Below are 17,253 nucleotides of genomic sequence, written 5' to 3' on the forward strand. Positions count from 1 at the left end.
TTCCCGCTAAAGCCCCAGCCGAGCATGGCTCGGCTCTACCAAGAAGCCATACAGCACTCCCTGTAGTGCCGAGCCATGCTCGGCAGAGGCCTTCCCAGTAGAGCCCAGCCGAGCATGGCTCGGCTCTACCCAGATGCCATGCAGCGCTCACCCGTAGTGCCGAGCCATGCTCGGCAAGGGCCTTCCCAGTAGAGCCCCAGCCGAGCACGGCTCGGCTCTACCGCTGGGCGCTGTTACTCTTGGGCCAACATCCCGGGCACAGGCAACAACATGGATAGACGGCGTTTCATCGGTGGGGCTGCGGCCGCTGCCGCATTGCCTCTGATCGGCATGCAGGGCGCAATCGCCGCTACCCACAAACAACTGCTTGCCGCCGGGCTCAACAAGGGCGATACGGTTGGCCTGGTCAGTCCGTCCTCGGCCAGCAGCGAGCGCCTCAGCCTGCAGCTGGCACGCGAGGCGATGGAAGCGCTGGGCTTCGTGGTCAAGACCGGTGCCCACTACGACGCCCGCCATGGTCATCTGGCCGGCACCGATGCCGAACGCGCCGGTGACTTGAATGCCATGTTCGGTGACAAGCAGGTCAAGGCCATCATCTGTGTGCGCGGCGGTTCCGGCGCGGCGCGCCTGCTGCCGCTGCTCGATTACGACCGCATCCGCGCCAATCCCAAGGTGCTGCTGGGTTACTCCGATATCACCGCCCTGCATTGCGCCATCCAGGCCAAGACCGGGCTGGTTACCTTCCATGGGCAGATCGGTGCGGGCAGCTGGAACCGCTTCAACGTCGATCAGTTTGATCGGCTGTTCTTCAAACGCGAACTGATGCAATACCAGAATCGCAGCGAGCCGGATGGTGAGCTGGTACCCCGAGAAAACCGCACCCTGACCCTGCGCGGCGGCAAGGCTCGCGGGGAATTGATCGGCGGCAACCTGACCGTGCTCACTGCATTGGCGGGCTCGCCATACCTGCCGGACTTCAACGGCAAGATCCTGTTCCTGGAAGATGTGTCCGAGGCGCCTTACCGCATCGACCGCATGTTCAGCACCTTGAAACTGATGGGCGCGCTGGACAAGATCGCCGGTTTCATTTTCGGCGAGTGCACCGACTGCTCGCCGGGCGATGGTTATGGGTCCTTGACCCTGGACCAGATCTTCGACGACTACATCCTGCCGTTGAAGATCGCGGCGTATCGCGGCGCGATGATCGGCCACATCAAGGAGCAGTTCATCGTACCGGTCGGCGGCAAGGTGGAGATGGACGCCGACGCGGGAACGTTCCGTCTGCTGGAACCGGTACTCAGCGGCGCCTGACGCCGGTAGCGGCGCGACGGGCTGCCGTCACGTCGCTATTGCCGAGGTCTCATTCTTCCTCGTCGCTGGGCGCATCGTCATCCTCGCCTGCATCGTCCGGCGACAGCCACCAGGCGTGGCCATCTTCACGCGCCGGTGCTGCGCATTCGCGCGTTTCAATTGCGTCCAGCTGCCGGCCGGGGTGGCCGGCAACCCAGTCTTTCAACAGCTTTTCGACCGACAGATGGCTCTGCGCGGCAATGCCGAGGTTGCGCTCGGGCTGCCACTGCGGGTTTTCCTTCTGCACCTGGGCATGTGTGTGCGGCGCGCCGTAACTGCAACGCAGGCAATAGTGGCGGATGCTCCGGGTCCAGTCCTCGGCATAGCCGATGCCGGACGCACTCGCCTGCAGTAGTGCGTCGATATCCTCGCGGCTGGGCGCGCGTACGAACACCACGAAGGTCTGGAACTCAGACGGCTGCAAGCGTTCCAGCTCGTTGAACACATGCACCTCGCGTTCGCCATCGAAGCGCGCGCCGGTGGCGGCGCCGTCGTGCAGCACGATGTCACCGAAACGGTGGCCGCTTTCCGGCAGTGGCACATTGAGGATGCGTGCGCGCACCGGATCGATGCGGCGCATGAATACTGTCTCGCCCGTGCTCCAGGGATTCAAGCGCACAACGGCGACACCGAAGTCGCCATCGATAGCGCCGTCACCTTCTGGAAGTGTGATGTTGCAGGCGGCCCACAGCTTGCGAACCGTCGCCCATTCGCCGAGCCCGGTGGCGGCAATGGCCGCGTTCCAATGCTGGGCCTGGCTGAACTCGTCGGACAGTTCGATGGCGCGCAGGTTGTCCCGCAGCGACCCGGCCCAGTCCATCTGATACTTCAAGGCCAGCCCGCGCATGTAGTGATAGAACGGGTTGTCCGGGTGGTGTTGCAGTAGTACGTCGAAAGCGCGCGTGGCATCGTTGAGTTGGCCATCGTCCACTGCCGCGTAGGCGCGATTGTGAATACTTTCCAGATCTGGATGTTCGGAGGTCATGGCCGGCGGCGGTATTTGGGTGGCGCGATGATCGCATGGGAGCTGTGCCGGTGGCACTGCGGATACAGCAGCGTTGTATTGAGCCACATCCTCGTTTCGTAGTGTCGGTCCGGTGCAGTACGCCAGTCGTCTGCTTGCTGACATAGCAATAACGCTGCTCTTGCAAGCATCGACAGCAATCTCCGGTCCGCCATGGCAGGGGGACGCGGCACGAGCGGCGCATGTTTGTCATCGACGGTTTGACGGAGTGGCGCAATGGACAGAAGAAATGCGAGTCAGATGGTGTCGGCAGGTGTTCTGGCGCTGGCGGCAGCATTGACAGGGTGTGGAAGGCAGGCCTCGGCGGATGGCAGCGAAGCGTCAGCTCCTTCGACGACGGTGACTCCCACCGCAGGTGCAGCTGAAAGTGTGCAGCAGCCCCTGCAGGTGGCTGTATTCAACCCCGGCCAGAGCGGCATTTTCGCGGTGTCCTCCGAGTTGCTGACTGGTGCGCACGATGCCGTTCTGGTCGATGCGCAGTTCTCCACTGCCGATGCGGCCAAGCTGGTGGAGATGATCAAGGCCTCCGGCAAGAAGCTGACCACGATCTACATCAGCCATGGCGATCCGGATTTCTATTTTGGGCTGGAGACGTTGCACGCGGCGTTCCCCGATGCACAGATTCTGGCTACGCCGCAGACCATCGCGCATATCCAGGCCAGCAAGGATGACAAACTCAAAATCTGGGGGCCGCAGCTGGGCGCCAATGCGCCCAGGGAGCTGCTGGTGCCGTCGCCGCTGCAGGGCGACACACTGCAACTGGAAGGGCAGGCGCTGAAGGTCATCGGTCTGAGCGGTGCCAGCCCCGAACGTACCGCGCTGTGGGTACCCTCGATCAGGACGGTGATGGGCGGGGTGCTGGTGGACGCCGGCTCGCATGTGTTCATGGCCGATACGCAGACGCCGCAATCGCATCAGGCCTGGCTGGCGGCCCTGCAGCAGATCAAGGATCTTGCTCCGGCGCGGGTGATTCCCGGCCATTACGCCGATGGCGCGGCGCAGGATCTGGACGCGGTGGATTTCACCGCCGGTTACATCCGCGCCTTCGATGAGGAAAGCGCCAAAGCCAAGGATTCGACGGCCTTGATCGCCGCCATGCAGCAGCGCTACCCGGGTTTGCAAGGGGAGGCGTCATTACAGCTCAGTGCGAAGGTGGCCAAGGGCGAAATGCCCTGGAAGTAGCAGCGTGAAGCACCGAGGCTGGCACTGGCTGCCGCTGCCGAGCGGCAGCCACTGGTGCTAAAGCGCGGCATCCAGGAACGGATCGGAAGGCCTGTCGCCCAGGCGCTTCTTTGCCTTGGCGGCATACATGGCGATGTCGGCGTGGCGCAGCAGGGCGTCGGCATCGGTGCCGTCCGTCGGGAAACACGCGACACCGACACTGGCATCGATGCGCGGCGTGTCGCCGCCCAGGCTTTCCAGCAGAGCCAGCCGCGCACGCAGCGACGAGGCGATGACCAGCGCATCGCTGTGACAGGCGCAGGCCGGCAGCACGGCGACAAATTCGTCACCGCCGACGCGGGCGATCAGGTCGTTCTGGCGCAGACCATCGCGGAGTTGCCGGGCTGCATCGCACAGCAGGCGGTCGCCGGCCTCATGCCCGTGGCGGTCATTGGCGGCCTTGAAACCGTCCAGGTCGATGTAGAGCAGTGCCAGGCTCTCGTCGTTGCGCGCGGCGCGTTCCAGTGCGGCGTCCAGCTCGCGCAGCAGGTGATAGCGGTTGGGCAGGCCGGTAAGCGCGTCGTGACTGGCCAGGTGCTCGAGTTGGCGCTCGATGCCACGCAGTGCGGTGACCTCGTGGCCTACGCCAATGCGGATGCCGTACTCGGGCAGCCATTTGGCCGACCACTGGATGTCGACGACGCTGCCATCCTTGCGGATGTAGCGGTTGCGGAAATTTGAACGTGGCTTGCCTTGCATCGCATCCTGCGCCGACTGTTCGGTGGCGGCGCGATCATCCGGATGCACCAAATCCATGATCTGCCTGCCGATGGCCTCGGCGGGGCTGTAGCCGAAGATGGTCTCGAACGCGGCGTTGACCATCAGCAGCTCGCCGTCGGGCGCAACCATGCATACCGCGTCGGGCAGCAGATCCAGTACCTCACCCAGCGGTGGCAACGTGAAGGGCATGACCGAGCGGGCCGAAAGCGTGGGCGGTAATTATGCAGCGTCCAGATTACAGTGCGCTTCCCGGCAGGGGCGGGCGCACGCTGGGGGCGCGGGGCGGGGTAGTGCTGGCAGGACTGGCGGCGGAGTCGCAATGCACCGGCCTACCCGTGGCGCGGCGCCAGGTCCGCAAGCGCCACGGGTGGCAGGCGCCGGTACGCGGGCGACGGCTGCGACTAGACGTGCTGCATGGTGGCGATTGCGGCTGCCCGGGCCTTGTTCCATGCTCCGCGCATGGACCTGAACAGCTTTTTCCAGTCGGCGCTTTCGACCAACGGCATGGTGGGCCACGCCAGCTATCTGCTGTTGATCCTGTCGATGCTGATGACCCGCATGATGTGGCTGCGCAGCCTGGCGGTGGCATCCGGGCTGCTCAGCATCACCTACTCGCTGATTATCTCCGACTTCGTCAGCGCCACTTGGGAAGTGATCTTCGTGGCGGTGAACGTGGGCCAGTTGTCGCTGCAGGCCTACCGCAACCGCATTACCCATTTTTCCGTCGAGGAGCGGCGCTTCCGCGAGGCGGTGTTGCCGCTGGTCGAGCCGGCGCAGGCGCGGCGCGTGCTCGATCTGGGCCAATGGTGCGAGGCCGACGCAGGCGAGGTGTTGATCCGCCACGGTGAGCAGGCCAGCCACATGCTCTTCATCGCCAGCGGTGAAGTAGCGGTGGTGGTGGACGAGGCGGTGGTGGGGTGGTGTGGCGCCGGCGCGCTGTCCGGCGAGATCAGCGTGCTGACCGACATGCCGGCCACCGCGACGATCGTCACCGCCAAGCCGACACGCTATCTGGCGCTGGAACGTCACGCGCTGCGCGCTTTGATGGCGCGCGAACCGGAGATCGAGCATGCCATCGACCAGTGCTTCCGCAAGGACATGCGGCTGAAGCTGGCGGCCGCCAACCAGGCCATGGCCGATGCCGGCATCCGGGTTGAGGTCGTCCAGACCAGCCTGCAATAGCGGGCTGCCGGCGGGCAGGGGCCGGCAGCCACGCCGTCGGGTGCTGACCAGGCGGGCCGCTAGCGGCGCGTGACAGCTGCGCGATGGCTGTTGTCGAGGGTTTTCACGGCCGCAGGGATGCAACCTGCAGCGTTGCTTTTGCTACCCTGTGCTTCTTTGGGTTCTGGGGTCGTTCCCCGCGGTTATTTCCATGGTGTGGTTGCGTGTAGCTCTGATTCTCCCGTTGATCGTGATCAACACGCTGGCGCACTGCCTGCCGTTGTTCGTGGTGGCGCTGTTCAAGGCGGCATTGCCATTCCAGGCGGTACGAAGGGCCTGCAATCCGTTGCTGACCGGGCTGGCCGAGAGCTGGATCGCGGTCAACAGCGCCATGATCCATGCCTTCACCGCTACCCGTTTCACCGTCAGTGGCACCGAGGGTCTGGAGCGCGACGGGCATTACCTGGTGCTGGCCAACCACCAGAGCTGGGTGGACATCCTGGTGCTGCAGAAAGTGTTCAACCGCCGTATCCCGCTGCTGCGGTTCTTCCTGAAGCGCTCCCTGTTCTGGGTGCCGGTGCTGGGCTTGGCCTGGTGGGCGCTGGATTTCCCGTTCATGGGCCGCTATACCCGCAAGCAGATCGCCAAGAACCCCGAGCTGGGGCGGCGTGACATGGAAGTGACACGCAAGGCCTGCGAGAAATTCGCCAGCATTCCGGTGGCGGTGATGAACTTCGTCGAGGGCACTCGCTTCACCGCTGAGAAGCATGCCGGCCAGGCGTCGCCGTTCAAGCACCTGCTCAAGCCCAAGTCCGGCGGCGTTGCGTTCGTGCTGGACGCGATGGGCAAGGGCCTGAATGCCTTGCTGGATGTGACCATCGTCTATCCCAAGGGCATTCCCTCGATGATGGACCTGATGGCCAACCGGCTTCCGGAAGTAAAGGTACTGGTACGCAAGCTGCCGATCCCCACCGAGTTCATCGGCCGCAATTACCAGGAAGACCGCAACTTCCGCGCGCAGTTCCAGCAGTGGATGAACGGCTTGTGGCTGCAGAAGGATGAAGACATCAGCCGCCTGCTCGAAAACAAGGCCTGATCGCCCGCCGCAGGAACAACAAAGGCCCCGTCAGGGGCCTTTGTCATTTGTATCCGTATGAACTCAGCGGTACTCGCGCTCGCAGCGGGTTTCGACCGCGCGTTGCCCGTTGCGCTCCTGGTTGCGGCCCTGCACATTGCGGCCGACCAGGCCGCCAGCGACGGCGCCACCCACGGTGGCGAGTTTGCGGCCATTGCCCTTGCCGATCTGGTTGCCCAACAGGCCACCGACCACCGCACCGGTGGCCGTGCCGGCAATGCGGTTCTGGTCGCGTGCGTTGTTGGCCACCTCGACCTTGTGGCAAACCACGCGGCTACCGTCATTGAAGCGGCGGCCTTCATCGTTCGGCCCGTAGGTCTGTGCCTGGGCGCCGGCAGACAGCGCGAGTGCGGTGGCGGCGATGGCGGAGGCGAGAGTGAGGCGAAGCTTGCCCATGGCGGACTCCTTTTGCTGGCGGCGCACTGTTGCGCCAAAGTGAGGCCAGCCTGCACCGGCGTGCCGCAATTCCAAGTGAAGTACACGTGGCGCGGTTGAGCCCACGTTCATGCTTTGCTCCGCGCCGCCTGAAGACCTTGCCGCTTGGGTGTAAAGTGCGCGCCATCATCCGTATTGAGGAGCCCCGCGCATGAGTACTGTTGCCGCTTTCTATCCCGTAGGCACCGCAGGCCAGCCGTGGGGCGCGCCTGAGCGTGCACAGTGGTTGGGGCTGCAGCAGGTGCAGCGCAGCTACGCCGAGGAAGTGGTCAGCAAGATTGATGCCCTTCGCACGCGTTTCGATGTGAGCCAGTACGGCGAGCTGGACTATCCCTCGGGCCGCTACCCGTTGTTCGCCATCCGCAGCCGCAACTGGGACGATGCACTGCCGGTGATGTTGGTTACCGGTGGTGTGCATGGCTACGAAACCAGCGGCGTGCAGGGCGCGCTGCAGTTTGTCGACCAGCACGCAGAGCGTTATGCCGGTCGCTGCAACCTGCTGGTGGCGCCGTGCGTGAGCCCGTGGGGCTACGAGCGCATCCAGCGCTGGAATGCGCTTGCGCTGGACCCGAACCGTTCGTTCGTGGACAACAGCCCGGCACAGGAGTCGGCGGCATTGATGGCGCTGGTGGCGCCGCTGCAGGGGCGCGTGCTGATGCATATCGATCTGCATGAAACCACCGATACCGACGAAACCGAGTTCCGCCCGGCGCTGGCCGCACGCGACGGCAAACCGTTCGAGCCGGGCGAGATTCCGGACGGGTTCTATCTGGTGGATGACACCGAGAACCGCCAGCCGCAGTTCCAGCAGGCGGTCAACGCCGAGGTTGCCAAGGTGACCCACCTGGCGCCTGCAGACGAACGCGGCGAGATCATCGGTTCCCCGGTGGTTGCCGAAGGCGTCATCGAGTATCCGTTGAAGGCGCTGGGCCTGTGCGCCGGCGTCAGCGGTGCGCGTTACACCACCACCACCGAAGTGTATCCGGACAGCCCCAAGGCAACCCCGCAGCAGTGCAACGACGCGCAGGTAGCCGCCGTGATCGGCGCGCTGGATTACGCGCTGACCCACAACTGAGATCGCCGGCACCATAGGCACCGTAGCCCGGGTAAGCGAAGCGCACCCGGGGAAGCCCATAGCGCTGCCTGCACCCATCCGTCGAGCGAACGCCGCCAGGCCGGCGATCACCCCGCGATGCGCACCATGTTCACGCGTTCAAGCACAGCGGCTGTGGACCATGGCAGCCATGAACCTCCCGATCCCGCTGTTTGTCGCACTTGCGCTCGCCGCCCCCTACACCCATGCCGAAGACGCGCCCGAATTCGATCGCCCCGGCATTGGTTTTGCCACCAGCACGGTCGGCAAGCAACATTGGGCGTGGGAACAGGGCCTGCCCGATGCCAGCCGTGACCGCAGCGGCGGCGTGACCATCACCCAGTGGAGTGCAGACACGCTGTTGCGTTATGGCGCGGCCGATACGCTGGAATTGCAGCTGGGCGCCGACAGCTGGGCCGGCCTGCGTGTACGTGGAGCGGGTCTGCATGTGGACGAGAACGGCGGTGGCGATGGCAATGTGGCGCTGAAATGGGCGCCAGCGCTGGCCAGTGATCAGCTCACCTTGGCGCTCAAGGCCGGCGCCACGCTGCCCTGGGGCCGGGCGCCATTGGGCGACGGCGGGCACGATTACGATCTGGGTGTCAGCGTCGCCTGGGCATTGCCGGGCGATAGCAGTTTTGCCCTGTATGCCGATCGCCAATGGGGTGACAGCGGCCAGAGCTGGTTGTTTTCACCCAGCTACAGCTTCACGCTGGCCGACGATGTTTCGGCCTATGTCGAAGCCGGTTACGGCACCGGCGCGCGGTACATGCGTGCGGCCGGTGCCGGTGTCAGTTGGATGCTGCGCCCGCGTCTGCAGCTGGATGCTTCGGTGCTGCGTGGATTGGACGCAGACACCACCGACTGGCAGGGCGGGCTGGGCGTGTCGATCTACTTCGACTGAACAAGCTGCTCAGCGGTTCACCGCGGGCCCGTAAACGCCGCTGTAGCCCGCAGCGCAGTCGCTGCTGCAGTCACTGCCAAGCATGTTGCGGACGATCAGGCCGGCGTTGTTCTTGGAGCGGAAGTGACCGACGCCGCTGCTGGTATCGCCACCACCGAAGTTGTACGGGCTGCCATCGCTCCAATCCCAGTCAAAGCTGTAGGCACTGCTGCCGGCACCGACATCGACCTGCGCGTAGACATTGGTGCTGCTGTTGAACAGTGCGCCATCGGCACAGCCAGCGCTGTAGCTGGTGGTGAAGCAATGCACCTGGTCACGCGCGCCGGCGGTGATGGTGTAGAAGCGGATGCCGCTGTAGCTGGCGGGGAAGGTGCGCAGGCTGCCGCTGCCACTGCCGGTCCAGCGGTTGTAGCCGTAGTAGGTGACGCCGGTGCTCGGGTACAGGCCAAAGGTGTAATACGTGTAAGGGTAGACGTAGGCCTCGGCATTGCAGGTGGGCGCCAGGGTGGATTGATAGCCGGTGCTGCGGCAGGTCTGCAGGCCGCGCAGGCCGCCGGCAATATTGATGAAGCGCCGCACGCTGGCCTGGTTGCCGGAGTACTTGATCATCGCCAGCGCCATGGTTGAACCCAACGAATGGCTGACGATGTCGACCTGGCTCTTGCCGGTATAGGCCTTGACCTTGTCGATGAAGGTCTTGAGCACCTGATAGGTAGCCGGCGAGTGGTAGTTGTACTGCGGCGCGGCGCGCTCGCTTGCGCTGAGGTAGGTGATGCCGAACAGTTCGCAGTCGTTGTAGCCGGCTGCCTTGAGCTCGGCATACATGGAACGAGGCGGGGTGGTGTAGCCGCTCACCGCGCCGGCGGGCATGTCGAAGCTGATTGCGCTGTCGCCATTGCCGGGGATGAATACCACCGGGGTCTTGCTTGCGGTGCAGCTGCCGCCGCCGAAACCGCCCTGACCGACGCCGGGGTTGAAGCCGCCAGCATATTGATTGGCCGTACCGCTGCAGGTGTAGCCATTGTTGCTGCCACAGTCCAGCGCCTCGGCGCGGGCCGGCATCAGCATCAGCATGGCACCGGCCAGTGGCGCGGCCAGCGCACCGAGCAGCCAGCAGGAAATGACGGGGACAGACCGGGTGATCGACATCTGGCAGCTCCTGACGGGTGGGCGTTGCAATCAGCCCAGCTTCCGCCGCTCAGGCAGGTACAGACAGTGTCCTTTAGGGAAACTTGCAACGCAGCATGTGCCCGCGCCGGACGCTCATTTGCGTTTGCGTACCAGCGAGGTCGAGGCCTGCAGGATGGCGCGGGTCAGCAGCGCCATGGTCTTGACCTCGCCCTTCCAGTGCTGCCAGTACAGCGGCACGTCTTCCCAGGCACGCGCCTTGACGTAGACCAGGCGGCCGCTGTCCAGGTGCCTGCGCACCAGTGGCAGTGGGTTCATGGTCCAGCCCAGCCCGCCGAGATTGGCGTGGACGAAGGCGCGGGTGGACGGAATCCACCAGGTGGGCGCGTTGTGTGGCTGTTCCACCCCGGCCAGACGCCGCGCATAGCGCGCCTGCATGTCGTCCTTGCGGTTGAACACCAGCACCGGCGCCTGTGCCAAGGCCTGTGCGGTGACGCCCTTGGCAAAGTGGCGGGCATGGAACTCGGGGGTGCAGGTGGCGGCGTAGCGGATGCTGCCCAGCGCATGGATCTGGCAGCCCTGTACCGGCTCGGACAAGGTGGTGACCGCGCCCATCACCGCGCCCTGGCGCAGCAGGGCGACGGTATGGTCCTGGTCCTCGGTATGCAGGTCCAGGGTGGTGGAGGTGCTCTGCGAGAAGCTCTGCACCGCCTCCGGGAACCAGGTTTCCATGCTGTCGTGGTTGACCGCCACTGGAATGCTGGCGCGCGGCAGCTCGGCATCGCTGAGGCCGATCCGCTCGAACGCATCACGTTCGAGCAGTGCGGTCTGCTCGGCCAGCTGTACCAACACCTGGCCCTCCGGCGTCGCCTCGGTGGGAATGGTGCGCTTGATCAGCAGTTTGCCGACTCTGTCCTCCAGCGCCTTGATCCGCTGCGATACCGCCGAAGCGGTGACATTCAAGGACAAGGCGGCGCGTTCGAAGCTGCCTTCGCGGATCACTGCGGCCAGGGCCCGCAGTTGGGCGTGGTCGATGCGCATATTAAGTTCTGCTAAAGACGGTTAACTAAGTTTAGCTCTACTTTTTGATGCTGCATTGCGACAATTGCCGCGTCCGGACGTACCGGTGGGGTTTTCCCGCTGCGTCCATCCCCCCAGCAACAAGGTCGTTTCCCATGTTTTCGGTCATTTCCGCCCAAGCCGCAGGCAGTGCCTGGCTCAGTGGTGCCGGTATCGGTATTGGTCTGTTCGCCATCGTCGGCGCGCAGAGTGCGTTCATCCTGCGCCAGGGCATCATGCGCCAGCACGTGATTCCAATCATCGCCACCTGTTTTGCGATCGATGCGGTGTTCATCCTGGCCAGCGTGGCTGGACTGCGCCAGCTGACGGATCAGCTGCCGTGGCTGACCACCGTGCTGCTCTGGGGCGGCGTGGCCTTCCTTACCTGGTACGCGCTGCAGTCGGCGCGGCGCGCGGTGGTGGGCGGTGGTGGCATGAAGCTGGACGACAACGGCGAGCAGTCGCTGCGCACGGCACTGATGGCGGCGGCTGGTTTCTCCATCATCAACCCGCACTTCTGGCTGGACATGATGGTGATCGGTTCCATCGCCGACAATTTCGGCGAATCACGCATGGCCTTCGCTGCCGGTGTGGTCACCGCCAGCGGCGTGTGGCTGACCGTGCAGGGGCTGGGTGCGCGGATGTTGGCACCGTTGTTCACCAAGCCGTCCACCTGGCGCATTCTCGATGGCACCATCGCGGTGATCTTGAGCGTGCTCGCCTTGACCCTTGCGATTCGCGGGGTCAACTAAGACCGCAGTTGCCGGCACCGCACTCGCTGTGCCGGCAGCAGAGGCAGTTGCAGCGGCTCAGCAGTCGCTGTTCCAGTGCAGGGGCCAGTCGCGGATGAAGTCATCCACCTGCGCCAGCGGCATCGGTCGCCCGAAGACATAGCCCTGGCCTTCGGCGCAGTGCTCTTCCTTGAGTTGCGCCAGCTGCGCCTGCGTTTCCACGCCTTCGATGGTGGAGGTGATGCCGAGCTTGGCGCACAGGTGCGATACCGCACCGATGATGGCGCTGCCTTGGTTCTGTTCGCCCAGGTCGCGGATGAAGGACTTGTCGATCTTGACCTTGTCGAACGGGAACGCGCGCAGGTAGCCCAGCGATGAATAGCCGGTGCCGAAATCGTCCATCACGATTGCCACGCCGGCCATCTTCAGCCGCAGCAGATGTGCCGATGCCGCCTGTATATTGGCGATCAATGCGTTCTCGGTGATTTCCAGTTCCAGCCGCGAGGGTGCCAGGCCGGTTGCGGCCAATGCCTGTTCCACCACCTCGGCCAGATTGGGCTGGGCCAGCTGCGAGACCGACAGGTTCACCGCGACCTTCATCTGCTCCGGCCATTGGCAGGCGTCGTGCGCGGCCTGGCGCAGCACCCAGTCGCCCAGCGGCACCATGATGCCGATGTCCTCGGCAAGCGAAAGAAACTGGGCAGGTTCGAGCAGGCCACGCTGCGGGTGGTTCCACCGCAACAGCGCTTCGAAGCCACTGACGCGGCGCTGCCGCAACTCCACCAGTGGTTGGTAATGCAGTTCAAACTGCTGCTGTTGCAGCGCGGTGCGCAGCTCGGTCTCCAGCTGGCGACGGCGCTGCATGCGAGTGTCCATCTCCGCCTCGAAGAAGCGGTAGCAGCCACGGCCCTCATCCTTGGCGCGGTACAGGGCCAGGTCGGCGTTGCGCATCAGGGTATCGGCGGCTGTGGCCTGGTTGTCGATCAGCACGATGCCGATGCTGGTGCTGACCGCGAAGTGATGGCCCTCCAGCTCGACGCTGCGGCCCAGCTCCTCCACCAGACGTGCGGCCAATGACGAGGCCGCTTCGGGCGCACGGGTCTCCGGTGCCATCACGATTGCGAACTCGTCGCCGCCGAGACGGCCCACCACGTCGTTGCCGCGCACACAGCCGAGGATGCGTTGCGCCACTTCCTGCAGCAGGCGGTCGCCGGTCGGATGGCCGAGGCTGTCGTTGACTTCCTTGAAGCGGTCCAGGTCCAGCAACAGCAGGGCGCCTTGCTGGCCGCGCCGGGCAGCGGCCAGGGCATGTTCGAGGCGGTCGAACAACATGGCCCGGTTGGGCAGGGCGGTCAGTGAATCATGCTGGGCCAGGTAGGCGATGCGTGCCTGCGCCTGACGGCGTGCATCCACATCTTCCAGCACCCCGGCCCAGCTGCTGTGGCGGTGCTCGATGCGCGCGCCGCGTGCGCGCAGCCAGCGCCATTTCCCGTACAGGTCCAGCACGCGGAATTCCACGTCCAGCGGTGTCGACGTGCCGGTGGTGAAGCTCTGTTCCAGCGCGATCTCGATCTGGGCCAGGTCGTCCTCGTTGACCCTGCGCAGCCATCCCTTGCCGAGCGCATGATCATCGGGCTGGCCGGTCAATTCGCGCCAACCGGTGGCCGACAGCACCCGGCCGTTGCGGTCTGATTGCCAAAGTACCAGCGCACCGGCTTCGGCAACCGCGCGGTAACGCTGCTCGCTGGCCTTGAGGTCACGGGCAAGATCGCGTGCCTCATCGGCGCTTTTCTTCAGGGCATCCACGGTGCCGTTGAGGCTGCGCTGCAGGCTGCGCACTTCGCGGATGCTGGATGGCTGCGGATCGGGCGGGCCGGGCATGTTGGCCACAACGCTGTGGCTGCGCTGGGCCAGCGAGCGGATTGGCAGCAGGATGCTGCGGGCAATGGCATGGGCGAACAGCAGGGCGATCAGTGCCGCGACGATGCCGCCGAAAATGATCCCGAGCAGCGGCTGTTGCCAGCGTGCCTGGAAGCTCTGTTGTGGTTCACCCACCACCAGCGCCCAGCCGGGCGCGGCCTGCAGCATGTGGAAGGCCAGGATGATCGGTGTGCCTTCCTTGCTGTTGGCATCGATCAGGCCCTGCTGGCCGCCGCGACGTTGCAGGATGTCCCAGTCGGGCACGGGTTTGCCGATGTAACGCTCCGGCGACAACGAGCGCGCGGCAATGACGCCTTTGCTGTCGACCACGGCAGCGAGCAGGTGTTGATCACTGCCGGCGCCCATGATGCTGGCGATCAAGCGGTTGGAAGGCTGTACCAGGGTCAGTACGCGGGTGCCGCCGTCATCCTCGAAGGGCAGCGCGATGGCCACTTCCGGGGTCTTGCTGGCGGCGTTGGTGAACAGGTCCGAGACCTGCACCTTGCCTTCGCGGCGTGCGTCATACAGCAAGTCGGAGGGAAGGATGCGCGCGTCTTCGCTGTCGTCCTGGATCAGCCGGATATCCGGATTCTGGCGTGCCCATGCTGCAAGTTCAGGGGCGGTTTCCTGCAGCTGCGGTGCCAGCAGCGACAGCAGGCGCAGCTGGTTGATGTTGTCCTGGATGCCCTGGTCAACGCCACGGGCGAGGGTGGTGGCGGTTTCCTGCAGGCGCTGCTCGGAACTCAGCCGGTAGTCGCTTGCCGCATTCCAGACGGCGAACGCACCGATCACCAGCAGTGGCAAAAGGGTGGCAAGGATCAGCAGGTGCAGCCGCGAATAGAGACCACGGGTACGCGGCAACGGGTCCAGCGTTGCCGATGCGGTAGTTGCCAAGCCTGAGTCTCCGGTTTCCGTTGCAGCGTAGCGCGTTGCACCGCTGTCCCTGCAGGATCAGGGCCGTGGCGTGGCGCTGTTATGGCACGAACCGTGCTTGTTTGTGAAGGGCGGGCAGCGGGCGGTGCGCTATCTGCAACTGTCCGGTCCGCGCCGTGCAGGGGTGGTGTAGGTGGTGGGCCGGATGCGTGATTGCGGTCACGCTATCGCGCATTGGCTGGCAACGTTGATCGCTGCGCCGGGTACCGCGATCTGCCGGTGTCGGTGAGCCGCGCGCCACGAGCGGCTGCGGCGGGGGAAACAGTCATTGCCGTTGCTGGCTGAACATCCATTGCCACAGCGCAGGGTTGCGGTAGGTCGGGTCCCAGGCGTTGTGCTGCACATCGGGGTACTCGGTGTAACGCCAGTCGACACCGTTTTTTCGGCTGGCGGCGGCGATGGCACGGTCATCGGTGGTGGGCACCAGCGCATCCAGCGCGCCATGGAAAATCCAGGTGGGTACATGGCGCAGGCGGGCAACCGTGGCCTGATAGGGATCTTCCGCATCGGCCACCTGATCGACCATCAGACCGGGGCGGTCGGCACGGGGGGCGCGCAGTGCGCCGCAGATCGGCACCAGTGCGGCGAACTGATCGGGCCGGGTCAGGGCCAGTTCCCAACTGCCATAACCGCCCATCGATATGCCGGTGAGATAGATGCGGCGCGGATCGGCATTGAACTCGGCGCTGGCCGCGTCCAGCACGGCAAGCGCCATGCGTGCGTTGCGGCCACGCCATTCTTCGCCTTCGGGCACCTGCGGGAACACCACCAAAGCTGGGAAGGTGTCCGGGTTCTGGCCAAGCCAAGGGCCGATGCCGGCCAGGGTGGGTTTGAGCCCGTCGTCGCCGCGTTCGCCCGAGCCGTGCAGGAACAACACCAGTGGCCGCGCGCCGGGTGGCGTTGCCGCTGCAGCCGGCACGAAGACCTGGTAGCGGAATTGCCGGCCTTCAAACTCCAGCTGCCGCGCCACCAGCTTCCCGGATGCCGGGGCGTCGCCCGAGACGGCGGGCGTACTCCGGCAGCCCAGCAGCAGGCCCAGCAGGCAAAGCGATAAAACGATGCGACCCATGGCGACGGACTCCGTTGTGGACTGCACCAGCCTAGCCTGATTGGTGCTGTGCCAGAATAATTGCTGCGACACCGCTGCGGCGGACGGGTTCTACGGGAGTGATGCATGAAAAAATTGCTGATCGTCGTGCTGGCGGCGCTGCTGGTTGCGTGCAGCCAAGGCTTGAGCGGTACCTGGAGTGACAGCATGGGCATGGTGAGCTACACCTTTGCCTCCGATGGCAAGGTGACGGTCGAAATGCTGGGCAAGTCGCAGCAGACTCACTACACCCGCGATGGCGACACGTTGAAGGTGCAGGTGCCTGACAGCAATGGTGAAGCGCTGGAATTCACCGTCAACCAGGACGGCTCGCTGCAGGGCCCCATGGGCGTTCGCCTGCAGAAGCAGGAAAAATAAGCTCATACGGCTACCACGCCGTGATGATCCGCGTAGCGCACACGACCCAGGCGTGCGGGGCGGCGAAGCGAAGCCGGCGCTGCATTGCGGCGCGCTTGGCTCCACTAGCGCCATGCATACGGATGGCGGGTAACTGCCCGGTTGGCAGCGGCGCGGTTTCTTGCCGCAGCCGACGCGCAGCTAGGCGGCGTGCAGGAACTTTTCGATTTCACGCGCGGCTTTCTGCACCTGTGTGCTCAGCGAATTCTTCAGGTCTGCGGGCAGGACCGAGCGCGGAACCATGACGCTGATCGACGCCACCACGTTGCCGTCGCGGTCCCGCAGTGGGTAGGCCACCGCGGATACGCCGGGCTGGTAGAACGACTCGCTGATGGCATGGCCGCGCCGGTAGTCGCTGCCGAGCAGTTCGATCAGCTCCTGCGGCGTCTTCGGGCCCTGCTCGGTGGTGAAGGAGAAGCTGGGTTCGGGGAACAGCTGGCTGAGGTCCTGCTGTGGCAGGGCCATCAGCAATACCCGGCCAATGGCGGTGCAATGCGCAGGCAGGCGGGTACCCACGCCCACTGCGGCCGCTGCTTCGCCAACCGCACTGGCCCGTGCGACGTAGACGATGTCACGCCCATCCAGCACGCACAGTTGAGCCGAATAGCTGGTGGTGTCGCGCAGGCGCTGTAGCACCGGCCGCCCGATCTGCACGATGTCCATCGATGACAGATAGTCAAAGCCCAGGCGCAGTACGCTGATGCCCAGGCTGTAACCGCCACTGGTGCTATTGCGGGTAAGGAAGCGCATCTGCTCCAGCGTCTGCACCGTGCGGTACACCGATGCTTTGGGCAGGCCGGTGCGCTGGCAGACCTGGGTGAAGCTCAGCTCGCCATTCTGTCCAAACAGCTGCAACATGTTCAGGCCTTTCTCCAGCGCAGGCACCATGTAGCGGGTCTGTTCTTTCAGGGGTGTTGCTTGGGGCGATGACATTA

16 protein-coding genes are annotated in these 17,253 nt (G+C 64.8%); 8 read left to right on the forward strand and 8 right to left on the reverse strand.

Going from position 1 to position 17,253, the window contains the following annotated elements:
* The first annotated feature begins 270 nt into the window (after positions 1–270).
* Positions 271–1,311 (forward strand): S66 peptidase family protein, encoded by a 1,041-nt coding sequence (locus BCV67_RS16095; RefSeq protein ID WP_062168400.1) that lies wholly within the window; start codon positions 271–273, stop codon positions 1,309–1,311.
* A 49-nt stretch (positions 1,312–1,360) separates the two neighbouring features.
* Here BCV67_RS16095 and BCV67_RS16100 read toward each other — a convergent pair whose 3' ends face one another.
* Positions 1,361–2,335, reverse strand: a complete 975-nt coding sequence (locus BCV67_RS16100; protein WP_062168398.1) for a hypothetical protein — start codon at positions 2,333–2,335, stop codon at positions 1,361–1,363.
* Positions 2,336–2,590: 255 nt separating this feature from the next.
* On the opposite strand from BCV67_RS16100, the gene BCV67_RS16105 reads away from it, so the two are divergent.
* Positions 2,591–3,556, forward strand: a complete 966-nt coding sequence (locus BCV67_RS16105; RefSeq protein ID WP_237334377.1) for an MBL fold metallo-hydrolase — start codon at positions 2,591–2,593, stop codon at positions 3,554–3,556.
* Positions 3,557–3,613: 57 nt separating this feature from the next.
* Here BCV67_RS16105 and BCV67_RS16110 read toward each other — a convergent pair whose 3' ends face one another.
* Entirely contained in the window at positions 3,614–4,504 is an 891-nt protein-coding gene (locus BCV67_RS16110; RefSeq protein WP_062168395.1) for a sensor domain-containing protein, read from the reverse strand.
* 270 nt (positions 4,505–4,774) lie between these two features.
* On the opposite strand from BCV67_RS16110, the gene BCV67_RS16115 reads away from it, so the two are divergent.
* Both BCV67_RS16115 and BCV67_RS16120 read left to right on the forward strand, forming a co-directional pair.
* A complete protein-coding gene (locus BCV67_RS16115; RefSeq protein WP_172837756.1) occupies positions 4,775–5,497 on the forward strand; it encodes a cyclic nucleotide-binding domain-containing protein in 723 nt (240 codons plus the stop codon).
* A gap of 190 nt (positions 5,498–5,687) precedes the next feature.
* On the forward strand, positions 5,688–6,572 hold the full coding sequence (locus BCV67_RS16120) for an acyltransferase (RefSeq protein ID WP_062168391.1): 885 nt from the start codon (positions 5,688–5,690) through the stop codon (positions 6,570–6,572).
* Between the two features lie 63 nt (positions 6,573–6,635).
* Here the strand turns inward: BCV67_RS16120 and BCV67_RS16125 are convergent, their stop codons facing one another.
* Complete coding sequence (locus BCV67_RS16125; RefSeq protein WP_062168389.1) at positions 6,636–7,007, reverse strand: glycine zipper 2TM domain-containing protein; 372 nt, start codon at positions 7,005–7,007, stop codon at positions 6,636–6,638.
* Positions 7,008–7,197: 190 nt separating this feature from the next.
* Between BCV67_RS16125 and BCV67_RS16130 the strand changes: the two genes are divergently transcribed.
* On the forward strand, positions 7,198–8,121 hold the full coding sequence (locus BCV67_RS16130) for a M14 family metallopeptidase (protein WP_062168387.1): 924 nt from the start codon (positions 7,198–7,200) through the stop codon (positions 8,119–8,121).
* A gap of 169 nt (positions 8,122–8,290) precedes the next feature.
* Positions 8,291–9,043 carry a transporter gene (locus BCV67_RS16135; RefSeq protein ID WP_231732374.1) on the forward strand — a complete coding sequence of 251 codons (753 nt, stop codon included), beginning with the start codon at positions 8,291–8,293 and terminating at the stop codon, positions 9,041–9,043.
* A 9-nt stretch (positions 9,044–9,052) separates the two neighbouring features.
* Here BCV67_RS16135 and phaZ7 read toward each other — a convergent pair whose 3' ends face one another.
* A complete protein-coding gene (gene phaZ7, locus BCV67_RS16140; protein ID WP_062168382.1) occupies positions 9,053–10,192 on the reverse strand; it encodes an extracellular native short-chain-length polyhydroxyalkanoate depolymerase PhaZ7 in 1,140 nt (379 codons plus the stop codon).
* Positions 10,193–10,306: 114 nt separating this feature from the next.
* On the reverse strand, positions 10,307–11,212 hold the full coding sequence (locus BCV67_RS16145) for a LysR family transcriptional regulator ArgP (protein ID WP_057626543.1): 906 nt from the start codon (positions 11,210–11,212) through the stop codon (positions 10,307–10,309).
* 134 nt (positions 11,213–11,346) lie between these two features.
* On the opposite strand from BCV67_RS16145, the gene BCV67_RS16150 reads away from it, so the two are divergent.
* A complete protein-coding gene (locus BCV67_RS16150; protein ID WP_062168380.1) occupies positions 11,347–11,982 on the forward strand; it encodes a LysE/ArgO family amino acid transporter in 636 nt (211 codons plus the stop codon).
* A 57-nt stretch (positions 11,983–12,039) separates the two neighbouring features.
* Here BCV67_RS16150 and BCV67_RS16155 read toward each other — a convergent pair whose 3' ends face one another.
* Both BCV67_RS16155 and BCV67_RS16160 read right to left on the reverse strand, forming a co-directional pair.
* On the reverse strand, positions 12,040–14,775 hold the full coding sequence (locus tag BCV67_RS16155) for a bifunctional diguanylate cyclase/phosphodiesterase (protein ID WP_062168377.1): 2,736 nt from the start codon (positions 14,773–14,775) through the stop codon (positions 12,040–12,042).
* Between the two features lie 304 nt (positions 14,776–15,079).
* Positions 15,080–15,883 (reverse strand): prolyl oligopeptidase family serine peptidase, encoded by an 804-nt coding sequence (locus BCV67_RS16160; RefSeq protein WP_062168375.1) that lies wholly within the window; start codon positions 15,881–15,883, stop codon positions 15,080–15,082.
* A 105-nt stretch (positions 15,884–15,988) separates the two neighbouring features.
* Between BCV67_RS16160 and BCV67_RS16165 the strand changes: the two genes are divergently transcribed.
* Positions 15,989–16,279: a DUF5640 domain-containing protein gene (locus tag BCV67_RS16165; RefSeq protein ID WP_156455840.1), complete on the forward strand. Its 291-nt coding sequence runs from the start codon at positions 15,989–15,991 to the stop codon at positions 16,277–16,279.
* Between the two features lie 180 nt (positions 16,280–16,459).
* Here BCV67_RS16165 and BCV67_RS16170 read toward each other — a convergent pair whose 3' ends face one another.
* Positions 16,460–17,251: an IclR family transcriptional regulator gene (locus tag BCV67_RS16170; protein WP_065868148.1), complete on the reverse strand. Its 792-nt coding sequence runs from the start codon at positions 17,249–17,251 to the stop codon at positions 16,460–16,462.
* Between the last annotated feature and the right edge of the window lie 2 nt (positions 17,252–17,253).

The sequence above is a fragment of the Stenotrophomonas nitritireducens genome, assembly GCF_001700965.1.
Classification (GTDB): domain Bacteria; phylum Pseudomonadota; class Gammaproteobacteria; order Xanthomonadales; family Xanthomonadaceae; genus Stenotrophomonas; species Stenotrophomonas nitritireducens_A.

Excerpts from the sequence above, each read along its gene's own strand:
- BCV67_RS16130 (WP_062168387.1), top strand. The coding sequence starts at position 7,198 with ATGAGTACTGTTGCCGCTTTCTATCCCGTAGGCACCGCAGGCCAGCCG.
- BCV67_RS16165 (WP_156455840.1), top strand. The coding sequence starts at position 15,989 with ATGAAAAAATTGCTGATCGTCGTGCTGGCGGCGCTGCTGGTTGCGTGC.
- BCV67_RS16100 (WP_062168398.1), bottom strand. The coding sequence starts at position 2,335 with ATGACCTCCGAACATCCAGATCTGGAAAGTATTCACAATCGCGCCTAC.
- BCV67_RS16150 (WP_062168380.1), top strand. The coding sequence starts at position 11,347 with ATGTTTTCGGTCATTTCCGCCCAAGCCGCAGGCAGTGCCTGGCTCAGT.
- BCV67_RS16160 (WP_062168375.1), bottom strand. The coding sequence starts at position 15,883 with ATGGGTCGCATCGTTTTATCGCTTTGCCTGCTGGGCCTGCTGCTGGGC.
- BCV67_RS16125 (WP_062168389.1), bottom strand. The coding sequence starts at position 7,007 with ATGGGCAAGCTTCGCCTCACTCTCGCCTCCGCCATCGCCGCCACCGCA.
- BCV67_RS16120 (WP_062168391.1), top strand. The coding sequence starts at position 5,688 with ATGGTGTGGTTGCGTGTAGCTCTGATTCTCCCGTTGATCGTGATCAAC.
- phaZ7 (WP_062168382.1), bottom strand. The coding sequence starts at position 10,192 with ATGTCGATCACCCGGTCTGTCCCCGTCATTTCCTGCTGGCTGCTCGGT.
- BCV67_RS16110 (WP_062168395.1), bottom strand. The coding sequence starts at position 4,504 with ATGCCCTTCACGTTGCCACCGCTGGGTGAGGTACTGGATCTGCTGCCC.
- BCV67_RS16105 (WP_237334377.1), top strand. The coding sequence starts at position 2,591 with ATGGACAGAAGAAATGCGAGTCAGATGGTGTCGGCAGGTGTTCTGGCG.
- BCV67_RS16145 (WP_057626543.1), bottom strand. The coding sequence starts at position 11,212 with ATGCGCATCGACCACGCCCAACTGCGGGCCCTGGCCGCAGTGATCCGC.
- BCV67_RS16095 (WP_062168400.1), top strand. The coding sequence starts at position 271 with ATGGATAGACGGCGTTTCATCGGTGGGGCTGCGGCCGCTGCCGCATTG.
- BCV67_RS16115 (WP_172837756.1), top strand. The coding sequence starts at position 4,775 with ATGGACCTGAACAGCTTTTTCCAGTCGGCGCTTTCGACCAACGGCATG.
- BCV67_RS16170 (WP_065868148.1), bottom strand. The coding sequence starts at position 17,251 with ATGTCATCGCCCCAAGCAACACCCCTGAAAGAACAGACCCGCTACATG.
- BCV67_RS16135 (WP_231732374.1), top strand. The coding sequence starts at position 8,291 with ATGAACCTCCCGATCCCGCTGTTTGTCGCACTTGCGCTCGCCGCCCCC.